We start from the raw sequence: 22509 nt of genomic DNA, 5'->3' as shown, positions 1-22509 counted from the left end.
GCTCAACCCATCACGGCGTAGACGGACCAGACCACGGCGCCGGCGGCGAGGACGGCGACGGTCTGGAGAAAGTATTGGTGGATGGCCCCTGTCTGCGGGGCCCGCGCCAGGTGCCCGAGTCGGCGAACCCGGCCAGCGATAGCCGACACGACCCGGTCCAGGACGTGGTCATCGACGCGGGCAGCTGACCGCGCCAGCATGAGGACCGACCCGGCCACGGCTGCAACGGTCCGGTCCAAGACGTGGTCATCGACGCGGGCAGCTGACCGCGCCAGCATGAGGACCGATCCGGCCACGGCATTCACGGCCCGGTCCAGGACGTGGTCGTCGAACCGCGCCAGAGCGTGCGCCACGGTCAAGGACGGGCGCACCACGACGGCCTGCGCCGCCGCTTCCAGCCCCAGCCACCGCCGAGCCCACCTCGGCGCGGGGGCACGCACTCGCAGCATCAGCAGCACCACGACCACTGCGGTCACGGCAGAGACGGCCAGCTCGACGGTCGGGATCTGAGCGTGGCCGCCCAGGGTGCCGACGAGCATGCCACTGATCGGAGGCAGGACGAGCACACCCAGCACGACCGCGCCAACGGCAAACACGACCAGCGGGGCCTGCTCCCAGGCGCCCACCTCGCCGGCGTGGTCGGCCCGCGCTTCGGCGCGGGCACCGCGCCACCAGATCGCCCACAGGACCTTGCCGGCATATGCCGCCGACAATGCCGCGGCCAGTAGCCCTGCAGCGTAGAGCCACGGGGATGACTCGAGCGCGGCCGTGAGCACGGCATCCTTGGTCGCCCACAGGGACAGCGGTGCGATCCCGGCCAGAGCCAGCGCCGCCACGCTCGCGGCCACCCCCACGACCGGCCACCGACGGGCGACACCCCGCAGTTTCGTCAGGTCCTCGCTCCCCAACGCGGTCAGCCAGGCGCCCGCAGCCAGGAACAGCAGTGCCTTGACCGAGGCGTGCGCCACCAGGTGGCCAACGCCGCCACTGACCGCGCCGACACCGGCGGCGAGCACCACGAAGCCCAGCTGGGCGGCCGTGGAAGCGGCCAACAACTGCTTGAGATCCCGCTGCGCCAACGCCACCAGCCCCATGAGCACCGCCGTGAGCACGCCGACCCACGCGGTCAGCGGACCGGCCCACCCGGTCGCGGCCAACAGGGGCTCCACGCGCAACAGCAGGTAGCCACCCATGGCGACCATCGCAGCGGAGTGCAGCAGCGCGCTGACCGGGCTGGGCCCTTTCATCGCTCCGGAGAGCCAGAAGGAGAAGGGCAGCTGCGCTGCCTTGCCCAGTGCCGCCACCAGGATCCCGGCGGCGGCGACATCCCGCCACGGCCCCTGCGCGGACGGCAGGTCAGCCAAGGCCATGCCCGCCCCACCGGCCAGGGCAGCGCCCGCAGCGACGTAGAGGCCCAAGTCAGCTGTGCGCGTCGTGATGAAGGCCGTCAGCCCCGCTGAGACACGCTCGGAGTCGCGCCACCAAAACCCGATCAGGGCGTAGGAGGTCGCGCCCATCACCTCCCAGGCGAACAGCAGCGCCGGGATGGTCGCGGCGGTCGCCGTGACCAGGGCGGCCGCCGCGAAGATGAGCATCAGCCCGTGGAATCGAGCCCGGGACTCCCGGATGTTTCCCGCCGCGAAGATCAGCACCAGGAAGGTCACGGTGGCGACCATCGGCACGACCAGCGCCGCGAGGGCATCGACGTCCAGGGCAAAGTCGGCGCCGGCGACGAAGGGGTAGGACACGGCCGGCCGCGCCAGCGCAGTGGCGAACGCCAAGACAGTCGTGAGCCCGGAGGTCACCAGCGCGATCGGTACCGCACCACGGTGCGGGCGGGCGAGGGCGAGCACGCCACCCACGGTGGCCGGGAGTACCACCATCGCCAGCAGCGCAGTTTGGGGCCCGCTCATCCGGACAGCTCCTCGGCCATGTCGGTCATGTCCGTCTGTGCCCGTCGGTGCAGCAGCGTGGCCACCGCGAAGCCCATGGCCATCTCCACCGTCATCGCGGCTAGCACCACCAGCAGCAGGACCTGCCCAGTCGGGTCCGGGGCCAAGAAGAACCAGAACCCGGCGGCAGCCAGGAGCACCCCGTTGATCATCAGTTCAAGGCCCATCATCACCATCACGACGACCTGCTGAGACAGGGCGCCATACAGGCCCACCGCAAACAGGGCGGCAGCCACCACCAGCACAGCCTCGAGGGTCACTGGCCGACACCTCCTTGTCGGGGGTCGTTGGCCGGGTGGCGGCGCAGATCGTCGCCGAACCGCTCATAGCGGGTGCGGTGGGTAGCCAGGACCACCCCGGCCACGATGGTCGCGACCATGACCGGTCCCAGCACGGCCATGACCAGCATCTTCTCGCCCATGATCTCCAGACCGAGCGCGCGAGTGAGATCCTCGGAAGCGGCGCCACGGCGCTGCGGCCAAGGGATGAACAGCGAACCACTGGCCAGCAGCACGAAGGCTCCGACCGATGCACCGATAGCGGTCTTCTTCCCGTGGGTCATGTCCATGGGCATAAGCGCAGGATTCATCCCCATGAACATCACCATGTAGACGGCCATCACCGCCATCTCCATCACCATCATCAAGATTGTGATCAACCCCAGGTAGCCCTGCTCCAGCAGAAGGATCTGCACTCCCACGGCGATGAACGACAGGGCTAGGGCATACGTGGCTCGTGCCATGGAGTTCACCACGAACACGGCCACGCCCGAGGCCACGGCCATCACGGCCACCACCCAGAACGCCACTCCGATCAGCACGGGTCACCCTCCCCGGACGACGATGAGGGACACCAATAGGTCCTGGGCCACGACCGCCGGGAGCAGCACCATCCACCCGATCTCCATGAACCGGTCCGGGCGCAACAGTGGAACCTTTCGGCGCAGCCATACCAGCACGGCCAACACCACCACGGTCTTGACCAGCACCCAAGCCCAGCCGGGCAACACCGGCCCGGCGCCACCGCCCAGGAACAGCGGCACTGAGAAGGCCGCTCCAGCGGTTAGGAACAGGTAGCGCCCAGCCTGAAAGACGAGACGGTCCACGGCCGAGAGCTCGGCCAGCACCCCGCCGGCGATGTCCGCTGCCAGCGCGGGAGCAAACGGTCCCCACACGGAGAACCCCGTCACGCCCACCAGGTAGACGAGGAAGGCGACCGGCATCCACACCACGAACCACGCGCCGTCCTGGGCGGCCACCACGTCCCCGACACCCAGGCTGCCGGCGGCGATCGCCGGAGCGACCAGGGCGAACATCAGCGGCAGTTCGTAGGCCAGTCCATGGGCCAGGAAGCGATAGCCGCCCACCAAGCTGTGGGCGGAGTTTGCGCCCCACCCGGTCAGCCACACCAGGGCCCAGACCATGACGTCGACGACGTTGAACCACACGATGCCCACATCGGGATCGGCCAGCACCCACCGGCCCATCGGAATGACCGCGACCGTCAAGAACGCGCCGATGAACATCCCGGCGCCACCGATCCGCCACAGCAGAATGTCCGCGGCCACGGGGGCGCGTCGCCGCTGCCGCAACAGCCGCGCAGCGCGGCTCAGCGGCGCGGCCCACCCGCCGCCAACGCCGCGCTCACGGGCCGAAAGCACCGCGTCCAGCGCCACCGCGAAGTAAGCCAGAGCGCACAGGACGATGCCGGCCAGCACGGCCCACCCCACGGGAATGGTCACCAGCACACCTTCAGGCATGCCCCACCCCCTGGGCGAGCGTGAACGGTTCCAGACCCAAGCTGGCCACGGCCAGTCGCGCGGTGGCCAGCTCCAACCCGACCACCAGCTGCGGCACAGCCTCCCACGGCACTGTGCCCGTCACGGCCGACACCACACCTGCGCCGCCGATCTCGGTCCGAAGCGCCTCCACCATGGACGACAGGCGGTCGTGGGCGTCTCCTCGGCAAACCTCCGGCAGGTCGTGCCGTGCCAGATCGGACTGATCGAGGACCAGTACCCCCCGCAGGGACCAGCGCAGCATCCAGGACCTCAGGATCGTGCGGTGCAACCGCTCGACGGCATCCCGGGCGGCACCCTGATCGCCACGCACCAGGGCGTCCCGAGCCCGGCGAGCACGCGCGGCCGCATCATCCGCCCCGGCCAACGCCAGCAGCGCCATGACTCCATCGCACCGCACTGCAGACGCAGGCACCGGTGAGGTCTGGGGCTCCTTGCTGTTGGCTGCCTGGCCCGCACCGTCGACGACGGACGCCACGGCATCGACCACGACATCACCCTGTAGCGAGCAGAGCAGCACCAGTCCAGCCGGCCAAAACGGAAGCACAGGACCAAGTGGGAGATGCAGGACATCCATCTCCAGACCGTCCCGGTCCTGACCACCTTCGGCCAGCGCGATCCCGGCCGGGGCCATGTCCATCCCGCCGTGGTCCCCGTGGTCCATGCCTTCGTGCCCGCCGTGGTCCCCGTGGTCCATGCCTTCGTGCCCGCCGTCGTCCATCTGGCCGTGATCGTCCGGAATCTGAGGCTCTCGCACCCGTGCTTGGGCGTCCATCCGCTGATGCGGGATGTCGAGCAAAAGCGTTGCGGCGGCATCGAGGGCATCGCCCACAGCTATGGGCGACAGGACATCGGCGCGCGCCCGCGGGCCGGGCATCTGCTCCCACAGGCGCTCCGCGAGTTCTGCCAGCTCGGGACCTGGCACACCGCAGACGGCCAGCACGTCCGCATTTGCCGGCGTCCATGCCGCACGCCAGCCTCGGAGCGCCATCTGCTGCTCGAGCTCCACGCGCGTGAGCCAGTGACCCGGTGCCTCGACGATCAGGACACGGGTGGAGTTGACCGCCAGATGGGCGAGGACCCGGATCAGGCCCATCGGAAGACCCCCTCCCGCCAGACCCACGTCACTGCGATGAGCAGGGCTCCGAGGAAGAGGAACATCTCCACCACCGCAGTCATCCCTTCCTCGGCCACGATCACTGCCCACGGGTACATGAACAGCATCTCGACGTCGAAGGCGAGGAAGACGATGGAGGCGGGATACCAGCGGGCGTGGAATCGGGAGAGCGCATGCTCCTGGGGCAACCACCCCGACTGCGCCGGGAGCACCGTCAGTGGCTCGGCCAGCACACTGACAGTCCGGTGAAGCGCATACAGGAACGCCACAGCGAACACAGCTACCAGCGCCATAGCCACGATCCCGTACACCGCGATCCGCCCTTCTTGACCTGGAGACAACAAACTTCTGTGAGGCAGCAGAGGATCAACGCAAAAAGGGCGTCGTCTGCCACTGCCTGCGCACTCAGCAGCATCTCACCGTTCAGGTCACTTGAGTGGCTGGATCTCGCTCTACACGACCCATTTGTGATTGGTCATCTTCATGCCATCCATCGTGAAGTCGACCATGTACGACGTCTCGTCGGTCGAGCTGTCGATCGTCGCCTCGGCGCCATCCATGCCGGCCATGTGATCGGCGTCCAGGACGACCTCGGTACCCTCTTCCAGCGGCGCGTTGCCGGGGTTCTCGAGCTCTTCACGAACGACCCACTTGTGGTTCGTGACCCGCTCACCGCCGTCCGTGGGTGTATAGCTGACGGAGTAGGCGGTTGTGTCGAAGGCGCCCGAGATGGTCGCCTCGCTTCCCTTCATTCCCGGCATGTGGTCAGCAGTCAGCGTCACCGTGGTGCCGACGGGATACGTCGGCGAGTTCGCCTTCTCCATACCCTCCGGAGGAGGCCCGCCCTCGGGCTTGTGGGCATGGCCTCCCATTGCCCCACTCGTTTCACTGCCGGACGCAGACGAGTGGGACGTCATCGACGACTGCGGCGAGTCGTCCTCAGCAGCGCCTCCGCACCCTGCAAGCAGCGCGACTGCTGCAGCAGCAGCAATCGCGACCGCGCAAACCTTCCGATTGGCCGTTGTCATACCCTCTCCCTTCACTTGTGTCTTCTCAACCGTATACCCCTTCGGGGTATCGTGAATCGTGCTGGTGAGTGGCCAGCGAACCGGCCGCGTGTTTCGGGATACCTCGCTCGGGTACTTCCCGAACTCGCTACGCGCCGCAAGGTCGGCCTTCGCGTCGCTCGACCGTATGAAGGAGCCAAGCATGCACACCGTGGAGCAAATGCTCGAGGCCTACCCGAAGGACTTGGGGAACATCGACAGGGCCAAGTGGACCGAATGCATCCAAGCCTGCTTCGAATGTGCCCAGACCTGCACTGCCTGTGCCGATGCCTGTCTGAGCGAAGACACGGTCGCGGACCTCACCAAATGCATCCGCGCCAACCTCGACTGCGCGGACATCTGCACGACCACCGGATCGGCGCTCTCGCGCCACACCGGCTATGACGCCAATGTCACGCGGGCCCTTCTTGAGGTCTGCGCAACAGCGTGCACGTCGTGCGGCGACAGCTGCGAGAAGCATGCCTCGATGCACGAGCACTGCCGCATCTGCGCCGAGGCGTGCCGGCGGTGCGAGCAGGCGTGCCGCGAGCTGATCAACTCACTCAATTGACTGTCCACCGGGCGCGAATCGTGCGCCACCCCCGGTCCGGCCAGACGGACCATCAAGGTCTGGATGAAGGCCACCCGATGATGCACAGGGACGGCGACGACGGGTCACTGAACCAGTGTCTGAGTGGTCGTTCCTGCATCCGTGGTGCTGATCACGCGCCCATCGACAGACGCGATGATCTCCAGCTGCCCGTCGCTGGTGCGGCCCGCCCACAGCGCTTCGGCCTGACCGATGCTCTCGGGATGAAGGGTCCAGGTCTGGCCGGCGTCCCTGCTGGTCGCCAGTCTTCCTTCGGCTGACGAGGTCACGATGGTCTCTTCGTCGGCCCAAGCGACGAGGACGGCGGTCTGCGGTGGGTCGAGAGAGCTCCAGGTCGCCCCTTGATCCTGGCTCATGAGCAGGCCAGCGCTCGTGGTGGCCAGCACCTTCCCCGACGTCGGAGCAGCGGCCAGTACTCGTGGCGGCGAGGGGATGTCCCGCGTGGTCCAGGTCGTGTTGTCGCTGGTGTGTCGGAGCGTTCCGTCAAACCCGATGACGCCGTCTGGGCCGACCGTCAGGGCGTGGAAGTCCGAGCGTCCACCGAGTGAAGCGACCTGCCAGGTCCGGCCTGTGTCCTGGGATGTGATGAGACCGACTGGCTGGGGCAGATCGGTGCCGGGCGCTGGGTGGCCGGAGGCGTACAGGGTGCCGTCGTCGTCGATGGTGAAGCCCATGAGGTCGATGGCAGGCCCTATGCGGGCGAGTTTGCCATCGACCTTCTGGAACAAGCCTTGGTGTGAGGCCACGAGAAGGTCGCCGGTGAGCGGATGTCGGGCGATCCCGTGAACATGAAGCATGGGTGTGGGCTGTTCGGCCGCAGCGCCTCCTGCAGGGGTCGACGACTGGCTACCGGCGGACTGGGGCGTCCCGGTCTCGGAGGTGGACGAACAGGCGGCCAGCAACGCCACGACAGCGGCGGTAGCGACACCAAGGACAGCACGTCGTCGAAGGGGCCTCATGTGGTGTACTTCAGGGCGATCATCATGCCAGCCTCGGCGTGGTAGATGTTGTGGCAGTGGATCATCCAGTCACCTGTGTTGTCAGCGTCGAGGTCGATGGCGAATGACTGCATCGGGGCCATGAGGACAGTGTCCTTCCTGAGCCCGGAGGGCAGGGCGAAGGTGTGCCCGTGCACGTGCAGCGGGTGGGTCATCATCGTCATGTTGGTGGCGTTGATCCGCAGTCGTTGCCCGGCCTGGACGGTCAACGGTTCGTTCTCGCCGAACGGCGCCCCGTTCATCCCCCACGCGTAGGGCTGCATCGATTCGGTGAGGGTCAGCCGCGTGGTCGCATCAGCAGTCCTGCTGGGTAGCTTGGCAGCCTGGGTGGGTCGGAGGTCGGAGCCGATGAGGACCTTCCCGGACAGTTCTCGTGGGTTGGCGCCCTCACCGGGTGCACTGCCGCTTCCGGTGCGGATCAGGGCCATGGCCTGGCCACCGCTGGTCTTGCCGACCGGCTTGGCCACCAAGGGAAAGGCCCCGTCGCCAAGGGTGACGATCGCGTCGTACCGTTCACCCATCCCGATGTAGAACGCATCTGTCTCGGTCGGTTGGACAGGGAATCCGTCGCTGTGCGTGATCGTCATCCGATGCCCTCCGAGAGCGACGGCGAAGATGGTGTCGGAGGCGGCGTTGATGAATCGCAGACGAACCTTCTGCCCAGGCTTGGCAGTGAGCGTCTCAAGGTCTGCGGGCGGGCGCCCGTTGATGAGGAAGTAGGGATAGGTCACATCTCCGGCGTCACCCCAAGGCCCGGCCTCGTCCGTGGTGCCTCGGCTCATGCCATCCATCTCGCCGTGGTCCATGCCATCCATGCCACCGGATCCGGAATCATTGGCCACGAGCTCATCCAGGACCTGCTCGGGTGTGGTGCCCGTTCCGTCGATCCAGTCATCGAGGACAAGGACCCACTCGGTGTCGTAGTCCCCTGGCTCCTTCGGATCGTCGATGATCAACGGGGCGTACAACCCACGGTCGAGCTGGACGCCTACGTGGGGGTGGAAGAAGTACGTGCCCGGGTCGGGCGCAGTGAACTCGTAGACGTAGGAGGCGTCTGGCTTCACCGGGTCCTGGGTCATGCCGGGGACCCCGTCGGCTTGGTTGCGCAGACGAATACCGTGCCAGTGGATGGTGGTCTCGTCCGGCAGCTGGTTGTCGAGAGTGACGCGCAGGAAGTCGCCGGCGTTGGCTCGCAGAAGCGGGCCCGGCACGGCGTCGCCGTATCCCCAGGTCGAGACGGTGCGGCCCGCCAGGTCGAGGGTGATCGGCTTGGCGGTCAACGTCTTGGTCACCACCGCCTGGCCACGGTCAGGTGAGACAGGCGTCGGGGCACCGAACGGGCCCTTCGGTGTACTTGGACTCGATCCCTGGGTGGCGGCATAGGCTCCCAAACCGACTGTGCCGGCGGCACCGAGGCCGCCGATCAGCAGGCCACGGCGAGTGATGGTGTTCATAGTTCCCTTCCAAGTGTCGATGTGCCGACGCACGTCAGCGGCCGTGAATGATCAGATGACGTCGCTTCTCGTACTCATCGACGCTCAGGTCACCGCGGGCCAGCCCTTCGTCCAGAAGCGTCAAGGCGTCAGGTCGAGGGGGCTCTGAGCCGGCCCTCTTCTGCCCGGGGAAGAGGGCACGCACGGCGAGTACGACGATCACCCAGAAGGTGAGGACCCCCGCGGTCATGCCCAGCCACATCATGTCGCAGCCCTGGTTCCACATCATCGGGAGACTCCTTCCTGGCGCCGACCTTCAGCCGGCATACGGACAGACTCTCGGAGGAACGTCATGGATTGGTGGTCTCCGCGTTGAGGTTTGACGAAGATCGTCGTCAATTCACCGCTGATGTCTGTCGCGGCGAGGCCCTCGGGCGAGACTGTCTGTCGTGAGCACACGACCCCCTGTTGAGCCGTTGGCGAAGGTGCTCGTCATCGAGGACGAGAAGACGCTGGCTGAGATGATTGCCGCCTATCTCGCCCGTAGCGGGTACCAGACCGCCGTGGAGAACGACGGCGTTGCCGGAGTGCACGCAGCACGAGAGCAGTCCCCAGACGTGGTGATCCTCGATCTGGGACTACCCGGACTGGACGGCATCGAGGTCTGCCGCCAGATCCGCACCTTCAGCGACTGCTACGTCATCGTCGTCACTGCCCGCACGGACGAGGTGGACACCCTGATCGGCCTGTCCGTGGGCGCCGACGACTACGTCACCAAACCCTTCAGCGTGCGCGAGCTGGTGGCACGCGTCCAGACGGTCCTGCGTCGCCCCCGGGGCGGGAACCCCGGCAACTCCACCGCTGCGGCAACCCCATGGGTGTTCGGCGATCTTCAGGTCGACCCGCTCGGGCAGCAGGTTCACCTGAAGGGGGAGCCAGTGTCGCTGACCCCTACAGAGCGGGATCTGCTGATGACCATGGCCCAACGACCCTCGATGGCCTTCACCCGCACGCAGCTCATCGAGGACGTCTGGGGTGGCGGCTGGGTCGGCGACGAGCACCTGGTCGACGTCCACATCGCTCACCTGCGACGCAAGCTCGGAGACAACCCCGATCTGGCTCGTTACATCGCCACGGTGCGCGGCATCGGTTACCGGATGGGGTCGGGATGAACAAGCGCGTCAACACACTCTCCAGAGGCTTGGCGCCGCGGTTGCTCGTGGGACAGATCCTGGTACTGCTTGCGGGGGCACTGACCGCTGGGCTCGTCGCCGCGGTCATCGGCCCCCCGATCTTCCACGACCACCTCCTTCAGGCCGGGCACCAGCAGAACACACCCGAGCTGGTCCACATCGAGATGGCCTATCGGGACGCGTCGCTCATCGCCCTGGGTGTGAGCCTGTTCATCTCTTTGACGGGGGCCACCGCGGTGGCCTGGTTCCTTGCCCGACGGCTGCGCCAACCGCTGGCGTTGATGACCGACGCCGCCCGCGAACTGAGTCGTGGCCACTACTCCACCCGGGTGCCACACGTCGGTGCGGGGACAGAGCTGGAGACCCTCGCCGGCGCCTTCAACGTGATGGCGGCCCGGCTGGAAGGGGTCGAGGACACCCGACGAAGGATGCTGTCCGACCTCGCCCACGAACTGCGCACGCCGATCGCGACCCTCAGCGCCTACCACGAGGGACTCCACGACGGCGTCGTGGCACTCGGTGATGACTCTCGGCTCGCGTTGACCGCTCAGACGGAACGGCTGGCGCGACTGGCCGAGGACATCACCGCGGTCTCCACAGCCGAAGAAGGCCGCCTCGCCCTCGACGTCCAGCACCACAAGATTGCTGACCTGTTGTGGGCGGCCTACGGGGGGGTGCGTGAGAGCTACTCCGAGAAGGGCCTCGACTTGGTCCTGGACGTTGGCAAGGCAACAGGACTCGAGACCCTCGTCGATCCGGTCCGATTCGCCCAAGTCATGAGCAACCTCCTCACCAACGCACACAGGCACACCCCTGCGGGTGGAACAGTCACCCTTGCGGCGGGACGCGAAGGCGATGAGGCCATCATCACCGTCACCGACACCGGCGACGGCATGACCCCGGACCAGGTACAGCACGCATTTGAACGCTTCTATCGCGGCGACTCGGCACGCACAAACGACCGGCGAGGATCGGGCATCGGACTCACCATCAGCAAGGCCATCATCGACGCCCATCGCGGAGGACTCACCGCTTCCAGCCCCGGCCTGGACAAGGGCTCGTGCTTCACCATCTCCCTCCCGCTCGTGCGCTGAAAGAAACGAATTCGCCGAAATCCTGATGCAGTGCTGCATATGACCCACGGGCCCGCCCGTCATCTCCGCCCACGTGGTGATTGACGACGCATGCTTCGGAATCCGGACACGCACCGCAGATCCTCGAGCAGATCCGCTCCTGCATGAAGGAACACTTCCCGATCTCCTTCGACCACTCGCCACCATTCGACTAGAGACGATGTACGGCGGATCATTAGGCGGGACAAGGGCCCGTGATTTCGTCACCGCAAGCCGACGGCGACGATCACATACGCAAGGCCGGGACGCTTCTCCAGCGCCTGCGACCTGCAGATTAACGGCACCCTCCGCTGGATTTGAGGGAGCGGACGGTGCTCGGCTTACTGAGTTCGATTCTCAGCCAGTGATGGGTGTGTGGTGACATTCCTCTTGCGGGCGTGCCACGGGTGGGCACCGGTGCCGTCACAGGAAGCGGCAAACTCGAACGGAGTCGCTGCGGTCGGGTCCCGCGGCAACGCTGTCGTGCAACTGGGACACCGTGTCACGGAGGTCCTGCAGGGCGGTGATTTGAGCATCTAAGCCGGCCAGCCTCTCCGCGAGCAGGCCCTGGACGTGCTGGCACGGGACATCGCCGGCGTCTCGGATCCGGAGGACCTCGCGGATCTGCGCCAGGGCGAGACCGGCGGCGCGCCCGCGGCGGATGAAGTCCAGGCGGGCGATGCTCTCCGGGGTGAAGTTTCGGTAGCCGTTGGCAGTACGCGCGGCTCGGGGGAGCAGGGCGTTGGCCTCATAGAAGCGGATCGTCTTCGCCGTCGTGCCACTCACCGCAGCTAGTTCTCCGATCAGCATTGCCGCCTCCCCACGTGCTCGACTTCCTCGACTTGACCTTGCCCTTAACTGGAACCCCCAGTGTGTCTTACGTGAGCTCGGGTGTCTTACGCGAGTTCGAACCGGACAGCGGGCATGAGCGGCGACTGCGGTACGAAGCAGAGAGGGCAAGGGGCCACAGTGGCGAGGCGGACAACGGTGACAGCGCTGCTGCGGCAGGCGCGGTACCGGCGGCTGTGGGTGGCGCGGACGGTCTCGCAGTGGGGAGACGCGTTCAACACTGTCGCACTGGTTCTGCTTGTCTACTCCCTAACCGGTTCGGGCTTGGGCGTCTCGGGCGTGGTGATCGCGGAGATCATCCCGGTGCTCATGTTGGCTCCGATCGCCGGCGCAGTGGTCGACCGGCTGCCGCGGATCCCGGTGATGATCGGCGCCGACCTGATGCGCGCCGGGTTGGCCTTCGCGCTGCCCTTCGTCCAAGGGCACGTGGCCGCGGTGTACGCAGTCGCGGTCGGCCTGTCGGCGGCGGCGGTGTTCTTCAACCCCGCCGCGCAGTCCGTTCTCCCCGCGATTGTGCGCGAACGGGACCTGGTCGCCGCCAACAGCGGGCTGTGGACCGCCGCGGTCATCTCGCAGGTCGTACTCGCGCCCCTCGCTGGGATCGTGGTTGTCAGCTTCGGCTACACCTGGGCGTTCTGGATCAACGCCGTAAGCTACCTGCTGTCCGCGCTGGCCCTGCGACGCCTGACCATCCCTGCCGCGCCAGCGGTGGCTACGCGCACCTCGTGGTACGCCGATGCCACCGCCGGGATTGCGGCCATGGCCGGGCACCGGCTGCTGCGGGCCCTGGCCGCTGGCCAGTTCTTGGCGGCGCTGTCCGCGGGGGCCACGGGTGCTCTGCTCGTCGTGCTGGCTCGAGCGCACTTGGCCCTGCGCCCTAGTGACTATGGGCTGCTACTGGGCGCGATCGGGGTTGGTGCGGCCCTCGGCCCGTTGCTGTTGTCCCGACTGACCGACGACCCGCGCCACCCGGTCTACGTCCTCGGACCCTTCGTCCTGCGGGCCGCCGTCGATGCAGTACTCGCCACCGTGACCGGCCTCGTCGCCGCCATGAGCGCCCTACTCGCCTATGGCATTGGCACCTCCACGGGTGCCGTGACCTTCAACTCCCTGCTCCAGACCGAGACCCCGGAGAAACTGCGTGGCAGAGTGTTCGCCGGCTTCGACATGCTGTGGCAGTCCGGTCGGCTCATGTCCCTGCTAGCCGGCGGGCTGCTCGCCGACACGCTTGGTATCCGCGCCGTCTACTACCTCGGCGCCACCCTCCTCCTCGCTGCGGCGACCGCAGGATGGATCGGCCTACGCCAAACGACCAATATCGATGAATGAGACTATCTCGTTCACCGACAAGTCACGCGGCGCCAGAGGCTGGATAGGTGGGCCCGACTCGGTGACGTCAGGTTCCGGGCTGTCGAGATGCATCGAAGACTGCACACGACACGCGGCCTACATTGCACAAGGCCCTCGCGGATGGCGTCGTGCAAAGTACCGCGGCGGAGCTGCTACTTGACCATCTCAGGGCCATGGCCGCTGGCCCTGGCCCCGCAAGGGGATCGGCGTGCGGCGCTCCGTCTGGCTATCGCCGTGTCGGCGACGCTTGAAAATGAGGCCATAGCGACGGGCATGACCACCTCGGTGATGTCGGGCGAGAATCGGGCGACCTTGGTCGGGTAAGACGGATCGAACCCTGCCGGATGCCGGAAGGGGCAGGTGCGCTCCCTCTGGAGGTGCGGTGCGACCGCTGTCTCGATAGGAGTCATCACTTGCCTCCTGCGACGTCGGCCAGAATCTGTTCGGTCGACTCGTCTGGCTGCAGCTCGGTGCCGTGGGGAGCCTCGATTCGAAGGGCACCGTCGATGAGCGTGCGCCCTTCGGTATCCGCCGCAGGCGTCAGCTGTCCGTCATCGCGGCTCGGACTCCCCAGGGTTCCTGGTTCACGCCACTCGTACGCAGGCGCGGTGTTCGCCGTGTTGAGGTGCAGCGCGTAGACATCCGGTCGAGCGTAGTGCCCGACAGGGTCGGCCGACTGCTTTGCCAGCGCGATCATGGCAAGGTCGATGTCCGCGTAGAGGATCCGTGGCAACACGCCCCTCAGAGCACTATTCCGGCCACTGACTTCGCCCGATGAATCCCCGCGCCCCCCTGCGCTGCTGTGTGCGATCGACCCCGGTGCTGGCCGTGAACGGTGAACGCACCACGCGGCCACCCGGTGTGGGCGCGGGCCACGGACGGGCCCAAGACACGCCAGTGCCCGGTCTCGAGATGGAGACCGGGCTCCGGCGCGTACTGGGAGGCTAGGGCTTGAGGACAACCTTGATGCAGCCGTCCTCCTTCTTCTGGAACTTCTCGTACATCTCCGGCGCCTCGTCCAGGGACGCGGTGTGTGTCTTGAGGTCCAGGACGCCGAGCGGGTCTGAAGGGTCATCGACCAGCGGCAAGAGGTCATCGGTCCACCGCTTCACGTTGCATTGGCCCATGCGCAGCTGGATCTGCTTATCGAACATCGTGAGCATCGGCAGGGGGTCCTTCATGCCGCCGTACACCCCGCTGATCGAGATCGTCCCGCCTCGCCGGACAGCCTCGATCGCGGTGTACAGCGCATCGAGCCGGTCCACCCCGGCCGTCTCCATCGCCTCGCGTCCCAGCGCGGAGGGCAGTAGCCCTACCGCCTGGTGGACCGCCCCGGCCACCGGGGAGCCGTGGGCCTCCATCCCGACCGCGTCCACCACCGCGTCCGGGCCGCGCCCGTCGGTGAGGTCTTTCAGCTGCTCCGCCACCTCGCCGGACGAGTCCAGCGTCTCGATGCCGTGGCGCTCGGCCATGGCACGCCGCTCGGCGACCGGGTCCACCGCGAGTACCCGGTAGCCCAGGTGGCGGCCGATCCGGGCGGACATCTGGCCGATCGGGCCCAGGCCCAGCACGGCCAGGGAACCGCCCTGAGGGGGCGCGGCGTACTGTACGGCCTGCCAAGCGGTGGGCACCACGTCGGAGAGGTACAGGTAGCGTTCGTCCTCACCGGTGTTGGGGACCTTGATGGGTCCGTAGTCCGCGTGCGGGACGCGCAGGTACTCGGCCTGCCCGCCGGGCACTGAACCGTAGAGGCGGGAGTATCCCAGGAAGACTGCACCGCTGTTGTACTCCCGGACCTGGGTGGTCTCGCACTGGGACTGCAGGCCCTGCCTACACATGAAGCAGTGGCCGCAGGAGACGTTGAAGGGAATCACCACGCGGTCCCCGGCCTTGATCTGGGTGACGGCGGAGCCGACCTCCTCCACGATGCCCATGGGCTCGTGGCCGATGATGTCGCCCTTATCCATGAACGGGGTGAGCACCTCGTACAGGTGCAGATCCGAACCGCAGATCGCGGACGAGGTGATCCGCACGATCGCGTCCGTGGGCTCCTGGATAACCGGATCCGGGACCTCCTCCACACTCACCGTCCGCTTCGCCTGCCAAGTCAAAGCCTTCATGCGTCCTCCTCTCCGAGGGCCGCCGCCCCGACCGGAACGACAGCCTGCTGATCTGATCGGTCGCAACGACCCTACTCACGCCATTTTAGGCGCAGGCGCGTGTTCACCGCCAGAGAACGACGAGACTCACATAAAGTCCCCGCGTAGCAGGGGCCGTGCCTCACATGGTTTTCCCCGCGAAATCTTCCGTGGTTTCGGTGGCACGGCGACGATGGGGTATGGCTGACAGGGACGTGTCGATGACCCTCCCTGGCCACACCCTCGCCTCGGCCGATGTGACCGACTCAGTGACGTCAAGTTCTGAGTCGCAAGTTGTTGCGGGGGACGATCGACGCGGCCATGGTTGCGCGGTGATGGTCATCTCTCACCCGCCAGCGAATGAGCGAACGTGCCGATTCGCCTCCTTGCGTGCGTCCCGGATGACGTCACGCGGCCGGTCCACCACTGCGACCAGGGGTCTGAGCGTCAGTTCGCTGTCGGCGCCCGCCGTCACCGGTACGTGGTTCAACGCGAAGGAAGAGGGTCGTCACGGCGAAGCTGTCGCCGTGACCACCCTCAAGGGTTGAGCCCGACTCGTCCTCAGCCGTGCGGTCTCGCGGTCTCATGGATAGGCTCTTCGCGTCGGAGAAGGAACCACGTGGAGTGCTCTATCAACAGGCAACGCCTGCAGGGGTGCGAGACGGATCGTCGACCCGGAGGAGGAGTCCATGGCCACTGCGACCCTGGAGTTCATCGGCACAGCGACCTCGCTGGTCCGGTTGGGGAAGTTCACTCTGCTCACCGATCCGAATTTCCTCCATCACGGACAGCGTGCCTATCTGGGCAAGGGACTGTTCTCGAAGCGGGTGACCGATCCCGCGCTTGGTCCAGAGGATCTTCCGAGCCTGGACGCCGTGGTGCTTTCTCACCTGCACGGCGACCATTTCGACCGGATCGCGCGGCGCAGTCTGGACACCTCGCTGCCCATCCTGACGACGCCGCATGCCGCCCGGCGGCTGGAGTCGTGGGGGTTTGCCGGGGCTGAGGCGATGGCGACGTGGCAGTCACGTGAGCTCGTCAAAGCCGGTGAGACGCTCACAGTGCACTCTGCCCCGGGGGAGCACACACCCGGATGGGCATCGTGGTTGTTGCCGCCGGTCATGGGCAGTGTGCTCGAGCATCGCGTCGCGGGCGCCGGGCGGTCGCTGCGGGTCTACATCACGGGAGACACGCTGTATCGACCGTGGCTGCGTGAGGTCACTGATCGGTTCGGTCCGCTCGACGCGATGGTCATCCACCTCGGGGGCACACGTGCGCTCGGGCTGCTGGTGACCATGGACGCCGAGCAGGGCATCTCGTTGGTCGACCTCCTCGAGCCCGCCGTGACAGTGCCTGTGCACTACGACGACTACACCGTCTTCCGGTCACCGTTGAGCGATTTCGTGGCCCGGTGGCGAGCGGTCGATCCCCCCGGTGAGCTCCGGCTCGTCGAGCGCGGAGCCACGGTCTCCCTCGCGCCGTGACCGCGTGGTCACCAGCCCTGAAAAGGATGGGGTGAGCCGCTCAATCTCTTCTCCGAAGGACAGATACGCTGGTGCGGTCGGGCTGGGTTCCAGTTTGATCGGTCGTACATCGGACACCACGTCCTGACATCTCGTCGTCGGGTTGTTCGGCCTTCTCGTCTACCTCTGGAAGGCCACCATGGAGAACCAGATCACCATCGCGGATGCCCTCGCCCAAGCTGCTCGGGACATCAACACCCCCCAGGACCTGGAGGGCACCCTCGACAGCATCGTGGTCGCCGCCGCCCGCTCGCTGCCAGGGATCGACCACGTCGGGATCTCGATCGTCACCCGCAAGGGGGAGGTCGAGACCAAGGCCGGCACTGATCAGCTGGTGTGGGAGCTCGACGCACTGCAGTACTCCCTCGGCGAGGGACCCTGCCTGCACGCCATCGAAGACGAGCCGGTCACGCTGGCCAACGACCTGCGCCACGAGCAACGATGGCCGAATTTCGTACCTCGTGCCGTGCGCATGGGGGTCAAGGCCCAGTTGGGCCTGCGGTTGTACATGGACGAAGAGACGCTCGGCGGGCTCAACCTCTACGCCACCGAGACCGACCACATCGACCCTGACGTCGTCCACACCGCTGAGCTGTTCGCGACCCACGCGGCCGCAGCCCTCGGTCGCGCCCGGCGGGAGGACCAACTCAACGAAAGCCTGACCACCCGCAAGACGATCGGCCAAGCCATAGGGCTCGTGATGGAGCGGTACGAGATCAACGAGGAACGCGCCTTCCAGTTCCTCGTGAGAGTTTCCACGACCAGCAACATCAAGATTCGCGACATCGCGCAAGAAATCATCGACATCGCCAACACCAAGTACAGCCTCCCCGGAACGGGCCCCGAGCGAGACTCGTGACCGGAAGGCCTGACAGGCACTACAGCCCGTCAGACCTCCATCGCCGCCCCGGTCGGGGCCCAAGGTGAACGAGCGCAAGACGATGACCCTGCGTGCTCAGCCCTTCGGCGGGTTGGGGTCGTTGCCATACGAGTTGCGTTCCCCAATCGTGCCGTCCTTCTTGTGCACGAGATGCTCCACGCCATCCTTCTTAGCCGCCGCACGGCCTGCCTCTTGCGCTTCGGCTTTCGTGGCGTGGGTGCTCGATGCGCGCTCTGCGTCCTCACGACGGTTTGCCCATCCGGGACTGCTGCACGAATAGGTGACAACTGAACTGGCTTGCCCGACGGGCAGGCTTGAGAGGATGTCGCTGTGCCCAAGCCCTACCCCCGCGAGTTCCGTGACGACGTTGTTCGTGTCGCCAGGAGCCGGGATCCGAAGACCCCGCTGGAGCAGATCGCGAAGGACTTCGGGATCCACCAGACCACGTTGAACTCCTGGATGCGCGCCGCCGACGTCGAAGACGGCACCAAGCCCGGGATGACCGAGGACCAGAACGCCCAGCTACGCGAGTTGAAGCGGCGCAACCGGCTCCTCGAGCAAGAAGTCGAGGTGCTGCGCCGGGCGGCTGCCTACTTGTCGCAGGCCAATCTGCCGGGAAAATGATGTACCCGCTCGTCCGCGAGCTGGCCGTCGACGGGATCCCCGTCACGGTGACGTGCCGGGTACTCAAGATCGCTCGCCAGCCCTACTACCGCTGGCTCCAGGCGCCGGTCACCGACGCAGAACTGGTCGAGGCCTACCGCGCCAACGCGCTGTTCGACGCCCACAAGGACGACCCGGAGTTCGGGTATCGGTTCCTGGTCGACGAGGCCGCTATCGCAGGTGAGGCGATGGCGGAGCGGACCGCGTGGCGGATCTGTTCCCAGCTGGGGTGGTGGTCGGTGTTCGGCAAGCCCAAGCACGGCAAGGCGAAGAAGCCCGGTCCACCGGTCCACGACGACCTGTGCGCCGTGGTCGACAAGCACGGCGTCGTCCGGCACGAGTTCAAGGCTGATGCCGCGAACGAGTTGTGGCTGTCGGACATCACGGAGCATTGGACCGCGGAAGGCAAGCTCTACGTCTGCGCGATGAAGGACGTCTACTCCAACCGGATCGTGGGCTACTCGATCGACTCGAGGATGAAGTCGCGACTGGCGGTCGCGGCGCTGAACAACGCGGTCGCCAGGCGCGGCGACGTGGCCGGCTGTGTGGTTCACACGGACAGAGGATCGCAATTTCGAAGCAGGAAATTCGTCCACGCACTCAACCGGCACGGCATGGTCGGATCCATGGGCCGCGTCGGTGCGGCCGGGGACAACGCGGCCATGGAGAGCTTCTTCTCACTGCTCCAAAAGAACGTCCTCGACCGCCGCGCCTGGGCCACCCGCGAGGAGCTCCGGATCGCGATCGTGACCTGGATCGAGAGGACCTACCACCGACGCCGACGCCAGGCCGGCCTCGGACGATTGACCCCTGTTGAATACGAAGCCATCATGACCACGCCCGCCACTCAGGCTGCGTGACCCAACCTGTCACCCGTTCGTGCAGCAGTCCCTCCATCGTTGGTCGGCACTGTGTGAATGTTCTTCTTCTCAGCCATCGCAGTTCCTTTCCTTGGGTCCCATAGGAGAGACGGAAGACATCGTCATCGTCTCAGCCCTGATCCACCGATGAGGGTGGTGGATCAGGGCTGAGTGCACCCGCTGCGGTCGTGGCAGACGGTGACGACGGACTCCGACTGACCCTCGGCGCCGCCGCTCCGCCTGACCGAGCTCGTCGGAGGCAATGGGCGCATCGTCTTACGAACAGCGCCAAGCTAGTCGGCCGGTCTCCCGACCCCAGCGCTCGACGTCCATCCTGCGGACCCGAGCCGGAGCACGCGCTCCAGCGCCGCGGTGACCCGGCGATCGTCAGCTTGGGAGGCATCGCCGGCGGCGGTTGCCTCGAAGTCGGGGATCGGGCGGGTCTTCGCCTCTTCGTCGGTGGTGGCGAGGCCGTTCTCCTCGATGTCCTCGAGCAGCCACTCCATCTCCTTGATCTCGAGTCGCTGGGTCTTGATGATCTGGTCGGCCAACTGTCGGACCCGGACGTCTTCGATGTCGGCGCGTTCGCTGGTGAGGATGGCGATCGAGTGGTGGGGGATCATTGCCTTCATGTATCTCTCATCATCGATGAATAGCTGGGTGCGGGAGGCGTAGAAGGCGCCGAGACCCACGATGAGGGCCGCCACCACGATGACGATGTTCAGGGCCCGCTTCTTGTACATCATCGTGGCCATGAACGCGAGCATCACCAGCGCCATCGCTCCGGTGGAGGTGAGCGCCATGTAGAGCCGCTCCTGGCTGTAGTGGATGTGCCCGACGTCGTAGACGCTGCTGTACATGAGCACGAACATCACGGCAGCCGAGGTGGCGATCATGGCGGTGAACTTCAGGTACATCTGGCGCTCGTGCTTCTTCTTCATCTGCTGGTCGTCGCCGCCGTCATGTCCCCCGTCATGTCCGTTGTCGTGGCTGGGGGCATCCTGGTGCTGCTGGTCGTTGGTTCCGTGAGATGAGCTGTTCATGGTGTGCCACCTTCTGGTTGCGGTGTTGGGTCGTCGTCCACGGGCCTGCGAGTCATCTCGATGAGCTGGTGCAGGCAGTGTTCTCGTAGTGGTTCGGGGAAGCCCTCGGCGAGCCGGTAGTAGACGACCCTGCCTTCCTTGCGTCGGGTGACGAGTCCCGCGGTGCGCAGGATCCGCAGCCCGTAGGACACGGCGTCCTCGCTGGCCGAGAGGACCAGGGAGAGGTCGCCGACGCAGAGCTCCTCGGCGACGTCGAGGGCGTACAGGAGCCTGGCCCTGGTCGGGTCGGCGATCACCGACAGCACGTCGGTCAGCCGGTCGCCCTCCTCACCGGTCGGAACCCGTGCGCGGGCTCTCGCCACGCGTTCCGGGTCGACGGGATGCCGGTGATCCGAGGTCCCGGCCTGGTCCATCAAGACGCTCCACCCCCTTCCGAAGCCGGAGCGTCACCGGGCGCGGCGGCGTGCCCCGCGCCGCCCGCAGTCGACTCGCCTTCCGCGGCGATCGAGACGACGAGGCCGCCGAGCATGAAGGCCGCGATGACGGCGACCAGGGTAGGCGTCGAGAACGTGGGGATGTACCGGCGGGCGCCGGTGACCGCGCCGCCGGCACCGTGGTGGTACTGGTGGGTGAGGGCATGTCCCTTGCCGCGCTGGAGCAGGTACCGGTTGACCGGGTATGCGGCGAAGAACGCGACGGTGAGGGCGATGGCCATGCCGACCCAGAAGACCCAGTTCACCAACCCCGCGTCCATGGCGTTCGGGATGAGCGCCATGACGGCGTTGTCGACGATCTCCATGACGGCGATGGAGAGCGTGTCGGCCGCGAACACGACGCTCAGCGCCGCCCCCAACCCGAGACCGGTCTTCACCAGCGGCAGGGTGGAGAGCAGGTAGCCGAAGAAGAACGCCAGACCGACCGCGAGCGCGATCGTCCACCCCGTGCTCAGGCCGATCGCGGTGCCGATCATCAGGCCGCTGATCTCACCCACCGCACATCCAGACAGACAGTGCAGCGTGGCACTAGCGGCCATGGCCCTGCCGCCGGAATCCGCATGCCCACCGTGCCCGTCATGACCCCCGTGTTCGCTTCGACTGCCGTGGTCGCCGTGGTCGCCGCTGTCCGTGTGCTGTCCGGCATGGTCGCCCGCCCCACGCATGATGGAACCGGGACCGGCGCGGCCCGTGTGCGACTGCGTCTCTGTCGGTCGTTCGTGGTCGTTTCCGTGTTGGTGACTCATGCTTGATCTCGTTTTCCGAGCAACTCGGTGAGTTCGGTGAGGCCTTGGACCGGGGGCGGCCCGCTGCCTGCCTGGGGCAGCGGGCCGCCGAACGACCCGCTGGTCAGCTCAGTGCGGCGAGCAGCTCGCGGCAGGCGTTCTCGCACTGGCGGCATGCCTCGGCGCACACCGCGCAGTGCTCGTGCTGGTCACCGTGCTCGGCGCACTCGTCGCCACATGCCTTGCACGCGGCCGCGCAGGCCTCCAGGATTGTGCGAACAACGTTGGCGTCACCCGCGGTCTGGCGCGAGAGAACAGCTCCCGTTGCCGCGCAGACGTCGGCACAGTCGAGGTTGTTGCGGATGCACGAACGGAGCTCGGTCACCATGTCCTCGGCCAGGCACGCGTCGGCGCACGCCGTGCACACCTGAGCACACTCGAAGCACGCGGCGATGCACGCCGCGAGCTTCTCTTGGTCGATGGTCCCGACGTCTCCCGGGTAGGTCCTCAGCATCTCCTGGTGCTTCATCTGTCCTCCTCGTCGACGCGTGAGCCGCTCCGGTGGCGACCTGGACACGCGTCGTTCCTTGGACCGTACCCAGGTTGCCGCCCATTTACCCGCACAACCGTACGGGTATTTAACGGCGGTCCTGGACAGCACGCCACCGTCACCGTCGCGTAGGCGATCGTCAACCGCGACACCACGCCCAGTGCGACCGCTCACC

The 22509-nt window shown here is 66.6% G+C and carries 25 protein-coding genes; 7 read left to right on the top strand and 18 right to left on the bottom strand.

Going from position 1 to position 22509, the window contains the following annotated elements:
• Positions 1-2 precede the first annotated feature (2 nt).
• The 7 genes from JT1_RS11680 to JT1_RS17910 all read right to left on the bottom strand — a co-directional run bounded on the left by JT1_RS11680 (position 3) and on the right by JT1_RS17910 (position 5895).
• Entirely contained in the window at positions 3-1913 is a 1911-nt protein-coding gene (locus JT1_RS11680) for a proton-conducting transporter transmembrane domain-containing protein (protein ID WP_068326555.1), read from the bottom strand.
• Positions 1910-2212, bottom strand: coding sequence for an NADH-quinone oxidoreductase subunit NuoK (locus JT1_RS11675; RefSeq protein ID WP_068326552.1), 303 nt, complete (start codon positions 2210-2212; stop codon positions 1910-1912). The genes JT1_RS11680 and JT1_RS11675 overlap by 4 nt, the downstream gene beginning before the upstream one ends.
• Positions 2209-2772 carry an NADH-quinone oxidoreductase subunit J gene (locus JT1_RS11670; protein WP_068326548.1) on the bottom strand — a complete coding sequence of 188 codons (564 nt, stop codon included), beginning with the start codon at positions 2770-2772 and terminating at the stop codon, positions 2209-2211. Before JT1_RS11670 ends, JT1_RS11675 begins: the two co-directional genes overlap by 4 nt.
• A gap of 3 nt (positions 2773-2775) precedes the next feature.
• A complete protein-coding gene (locus tag JT1_RS11665; protein ID WP_255218318.1) occupies positions 2776-3693 on the bottom strand; it encodes a complex I subunit 1 family protein in 918 nt (305 codons plus the stop codon).
• A gap of 10 nt (positions 3694-3703) precedes the next feature.
• Positions 3704-4846 carry a hypothetical protein gene (locus JT1_RS18955; protein WP_068326543.1) on the bottom strand — a complete coding sequence of 381 codons (1143 nt, stop codon included), beginning with the start codon at positions 4844-4846 and terminating at the stop codon, positions 3704-3706.
• Entirely contained in the window at positions 4837-5178 is a 342-nt protein-coding gene (locus tag JT1_RS11655; RefSeq protein WP_218005597.1) for an NADH-quinone oxidoreductase subunit A, read from the bottom strand. The genes JT1_RS18955 and JT1_RS11655 overlap by 10 nt, the downstream gene beginning before the upstream one ends.
• 141 nt (positions 5179-5319) lie before the next feature.
• Entirely contained in the window at positions 5320-5895 is a 576-nt protein-coding gene (locus tag JT1_RS17910) for a YdhK family protein (protein ID WP_082807635.1), read from the bottom strand.
• Between the two features lie 181 nt (positions 5896-6076).
• Between JT1_RS17910 and JT1_RS11645 the strand changes: the two genes are divergently transcribed.
• Positions 6077-6484 carry a four-helix bundle copper-binding protein gene (locus tag JT1_RS11645; RefSeq protein ID WP_068326538.1) on the top strand — a complete coding sequence of 136 codons (408 nt, stop codon included), beginning with the start codon at positions 6077-6079 and terminating at the stop codon, positions 6482-6484.
• A 104-nt stretch (positions 6485-6588) separates the two neighbouring features.
• Here the strand turns inward: JT1_RS11645 and JT1_RS11640 are convergent, their stop codons facing one another.
• From JT1_RS11640 to JT1_RS11630, 3 genes are all read right to left on the bottom strand, one after another.
• A complete protein-coding gene (locus JT1_RS11640; protein ID WP_255218317.1) occupies positions 6589-7320 on the bottom strand; it encodes a F510_1955 family glycosylhydrolase in 732 nt (243 codons plus the stop codon).
• 158 nt (positions 7321-7478) lie between these two features.
• Positions 7479-8975: a multicopper oxidase family protein gene (locus JT1_RS11635; protein WP_068326531.1), complete on the bottom strand. Its 1497-nt coding sequence runs from the start codon at positions 8973-8975 to the stop codon at positions 7479-7481.
• Between the two features lie 34 nt (positions 8976-9009).
• A complete protein-coding gene (locus JT1_RS11630; RefSeq protein WP_068326527.1) occupies positions 9010-9243 on the bottom strand; it encodes an SHOCT domain-containing protein in 234 nt (77 codons plus the stop codon).
• A gap of 187 nt (positions 9244-9430) precedes the next feature.
• Here JT1_RS11630 and JT1_RS11625 point away from each other — a divergent pair, with 187 nt between their 5' ends.
• Complete coding sequence (locus JT1_RS11625) at positions 9431-10126, top strand: response regulator (RefSeq protein WP_068326522.1); 696 nt, start codon at positions 9431-9433, stop codon at positions 10124-10126.
• A complete protein-coding gene (locus tag JT1_RS11620; RefSeq protein WP_068326519.1) occupies positions 10123-11241 on the top strand; it encodes a sensor histidine kinase in 1119 nt (372 codons plus the stop codon). Before JT1_RS11625 ends, JT1_RS11620 begins: the two co-directional genes overlap by 4 nt.
• A 441-nt stretch (positions 11242-11682) precedes the next feature.
• Here JT1_RS11620 and JT1_RS11615 read toward each other — a convergent pair whose 3' ends face one another.
• Positions 11683-12069 (bottom strand): heavy metal-responsive transcriptional regulator, encoded by a 387-nt coding sequence (locus JT1_RS11615; RefSeq protein WP_068326516.1) that lies wholly within the window; start codon positions 12067-12069, stop codon positions 11683-11685.
• 177 nt (positions 12070-12246) lie between these two features.
• On the opposite strand from JT1_RS11615, the gene JT1_RS11610 reads away from it, so the two are divergent.
• Positions 12247-13437 carry an MFS transporter gene (locus JT1_RS11610; RefSeq protein ID WP_068326513.1) on the top strand — a complete coding sequence of 397 codons (1191 nt, stop codon included), beginning with the start codon at positions 12247-12249 and terminating at the stop codon, positions 13435-13437.
• Between the two features lie 430 nt (positions 13438-13867).
• Here the strand turns inward: JT1_RS11610 and JT1_RS18715 are convergent, their stop codons facing one another.
• Positions 13868-14194 (bottom strand): hypothetical protein, encoded by a 327-nt coding sequence (locus tag JT1_RS18715; protein WP_068326511.1) that lies wholly within the window; start codon positions 14192-14194, stop codon positions 13868-13870.
• Between the two features lie 208 nt (positions 14195-14402).
• Positions 14403-15578 (bottom strand): zinc-dependent alcohol dehydrogenase, encoded by a 1176-nt coding sequence (locus tag JT1_RS11600; RefSeq protein ID WP_068326507.1) that lies wholly within the window; start codon positions 15576-15578, stop codon positions 14403-14405.
• A 707-nt stretch (positions 15579-16285) separates the two neighbouring features.
• Here JT1_RS11600 and JT1_RS11595 point away from each other — a divergent pair.
• Together JT1_RS11595 and JT1_RS11590 are read left to right on the top strand one after the other, a co-directional pair.
• On the top strand, positions 16286-17080 hold the full coding sequence (locus JT1_RS11595; protein ID WP_068326504.1) for an MBL fold metallo-hydrolase: 795 nt from the start codon (positions 16286-16288) through the stop codon (positions 17078-17080).
• A gap of 178 nt (positions 17081-17258) precedes the next feature.
• Positions 17259-17978, top strand: coding sequence for a GAF and ANTAR domain-containing protein (locus JT1_RS11590; protein WP_169701966.1), 720 nt, complete (start codon positions 17259-17261; stop codon positions 17976-17978).
• A gap of 96 nt (positions 17979-18074) precedes the next feature.
• Here the strand turns inward: JT1_RS11590 and JT1_RS17900 are convergent, their stop codons facing one another.
• Positions 18075-18437, bottom strand: coding sequence for a DUF2188 domain-containing protein (locus JT1_RS17900; RefSeq protein ID WP_255218316.1), 363 nt, complete (start codon positions 18435-18437; stop codon positions 18075-18077).
• Between JT1_RS17900 and JT1_RS11580 the strand changes: the two genes are divergently transcribed.
• Positions 18330-19522, top strand: a protein-coding gene (locus tag JT1_RS11580) for an IS3 family transposase (RefSeq protein WP_169701965.1) whose coding sequence is annotated in 2 segments (ribosomal slippage) — positions 18330-18614 and positions 18617-19522 — 1191 coding nt in all. Because the reading frame shifts where the segments join, the coding sequence is not laid out codon by codon here. The two genes, JT1_RS17900 and JT1_RS11580, sit on opposite strands and share 108 nt — an antisense overlap.
• 293 nt (positions 19523-19815) lie before the next feature.
• Here the strand turns inward: JT1_RS11580 and JT1_RS11575 are convergent.
• The 4 genes from JT1_RS11575 to JT1_RS11560 all read right to left on the bottom strand — a co-directional run bounded on the left by JT1_RS11575 (position 19816) and on the right by JT1_RS11560 (position 22313).
• On the bottom strand, positions 19816-20565 hold the full coding sequence (locus tag JT1_RS11575; protein ID WP_218005596.1) for a DUF305 domain-containing protein: 750 nt from the start codon (positions 20563-20565) through the stop codon (positions 19816-19818).
• Positions 20562-20927 carry an ArsR/SmtB family transcription factor gene (locus JT1_RS11570; RefSeq protein ID WP_240312410.1) on the bottom strand — a complete coding sequence of 122 codons (366 nt, stop codon included), beginning with the start codon at positions 20925-20927 and terminating at the stop codon, positions 20562-20564. The genes JT1_RS11575 and JT1_RS11570 overlap by 4 nt, the downstream gene beginning before the upstream one ends.
• Positions 20928-20977: 50 nt before the next feature.
• Positions 20978-21598, bottom strand: a complete 621-nt coding sequence (locus JT1_RS11565) for a DUF4396 domain-containing protein (RefSeq protein WP_068326493.1) — start codon at positions 21596-21598, stop codon at positions 20978-20980.
• 310 nt (positions 21599-21908) lie between these two features.
• Positions 21909-22313, bottom strand: a complete 405-nt coding sequence (locus JT1_RS11560; protein WP_068326490.1) for a four-helix bundle copper-binding protein — start codon at positions 22311-22313, stop codon at positions 21909-21911.
• Positions 22314-22509: the final 196 nt, after the last annotated feature.

Origin of the sequence: Janibacter terrae NBRC 107853 (assembly GCF_001591405.1) — a bacterium.
Taxonomy (GTDB): domain Bacteria; phylum Actinomycetota; class Actinomycetes; order Actinomycetales; family Dermatophilaceae; genus Janibacter; species Janibacter terrae.
This window is presented reverse-complemented; position numbering and strand designations above follow the sequence as displayed.

Bases quoted from the DNA above. Each gene is read 5' to 3' on its own strand.
- JT1_RS11575 (WP_218005596.1), bottom strand. From the start codon at position 20,565: ATGAACAGCTCATCTCACGGAACCAACGACCAGCAGCACCAGGATGCC.
- JT1_RS11620 (WP_068326519.1), top strand. From the start codon at position 10,123: ATGAACAAGCGCGTCAACACACTCTCCAGAGGCTTGGCGCCGCGGTTG.
- JT1_RS11590 (WP_169701966.1), top strand. From the start codon at position 17,259: ATGGAGAACCAGATCACCATCGCGGATGCCCTCGCCCAAGCTGCTCGG.
- JT1_RS11600 (WP_068326507.1), bottom strand. From the start codon at position 15,578: ATGAAGGCTTTGACTTGGCAGGCGAAGCGGACGGTGAGTGTGGAGGAG.
- JT1_RS11560 (WP_068326490.1), bottom strand. From the start codon at position 22,313: ATGAAGCACCAGGAGATGCTGAGGACCTACCCGGGAGACGTCGGGACC.
- JT1_RS11635 (WP_068326531.1), bottom strand. From the start codon at position 8,975: ATGAACACCATCACTCGCCGTGGCCTGCTGATCGGCGGCCTCGGTGCC.
- JT1_RS11565 (WP_068326493.1), bottom strand. From the start codon at position 21,598: ATGGCCGCTAGTGCCACGCTGCACTGTCTGTCTGGATGTGCGGTGGGT.
- JT1_RS11680 (WP_068326555.1), bottom strand. From the start codon at position 1,913: ATGAGCGGGCCCCAAACTGCGCTGCTGGCGATGGTGGTACTCCCGGCC.
- JT1_RS18955 (WP_068326543.1), bottom strand. From the start codon at position 4,846: ATGGGCCTGATCCGGGTCCTCGCCCATCTGGCGGTCAACTCCACCCGT.
- JT1_RS11640 (WP_255218317.1), bottom strand. From the start codon at position 7,320: ATGCTTCATGTTCACGGGATCGCCCGACATCCGCTCACCGGCGACCTT.
- JT1_RS11630 (WP_068326527.1), bottom strand. From the start codon at position 9,243: ATGATGTGGAACCAGGGCTGCGACATGATGTGGCTGGGCATGACCGCG.
- JT1_RS11615 (WP_068326516.1), bottom strand. From the start codon at position 12,069: ATGCTGATCGGAGAACTAGCTGCGGTGAGTGGCACGACGGCGAAGACG.
- JT1_RS17910 (WP_082807635.1), bottom strand. From the start codon at position 5,895: ATGACAACGGCCAATCGGAAGGTTTGCGCGGTCGCGATTGCTGCTGCT.
- JT1_RS11595 (WP_068326504.1), top strand. From the start codon at position 16,286: ATGGCCACTGCGACCCTGGAGTTCATCGGCACAGCGACCTCGCTGGTC.
- JT1_RS11645 (WP_068326538.1), top strand. From the start codon at position 6,077: ATGCACACCGTGGAGCAAATGCTCGAGGCCTACCCGAAGGACTTGGGG.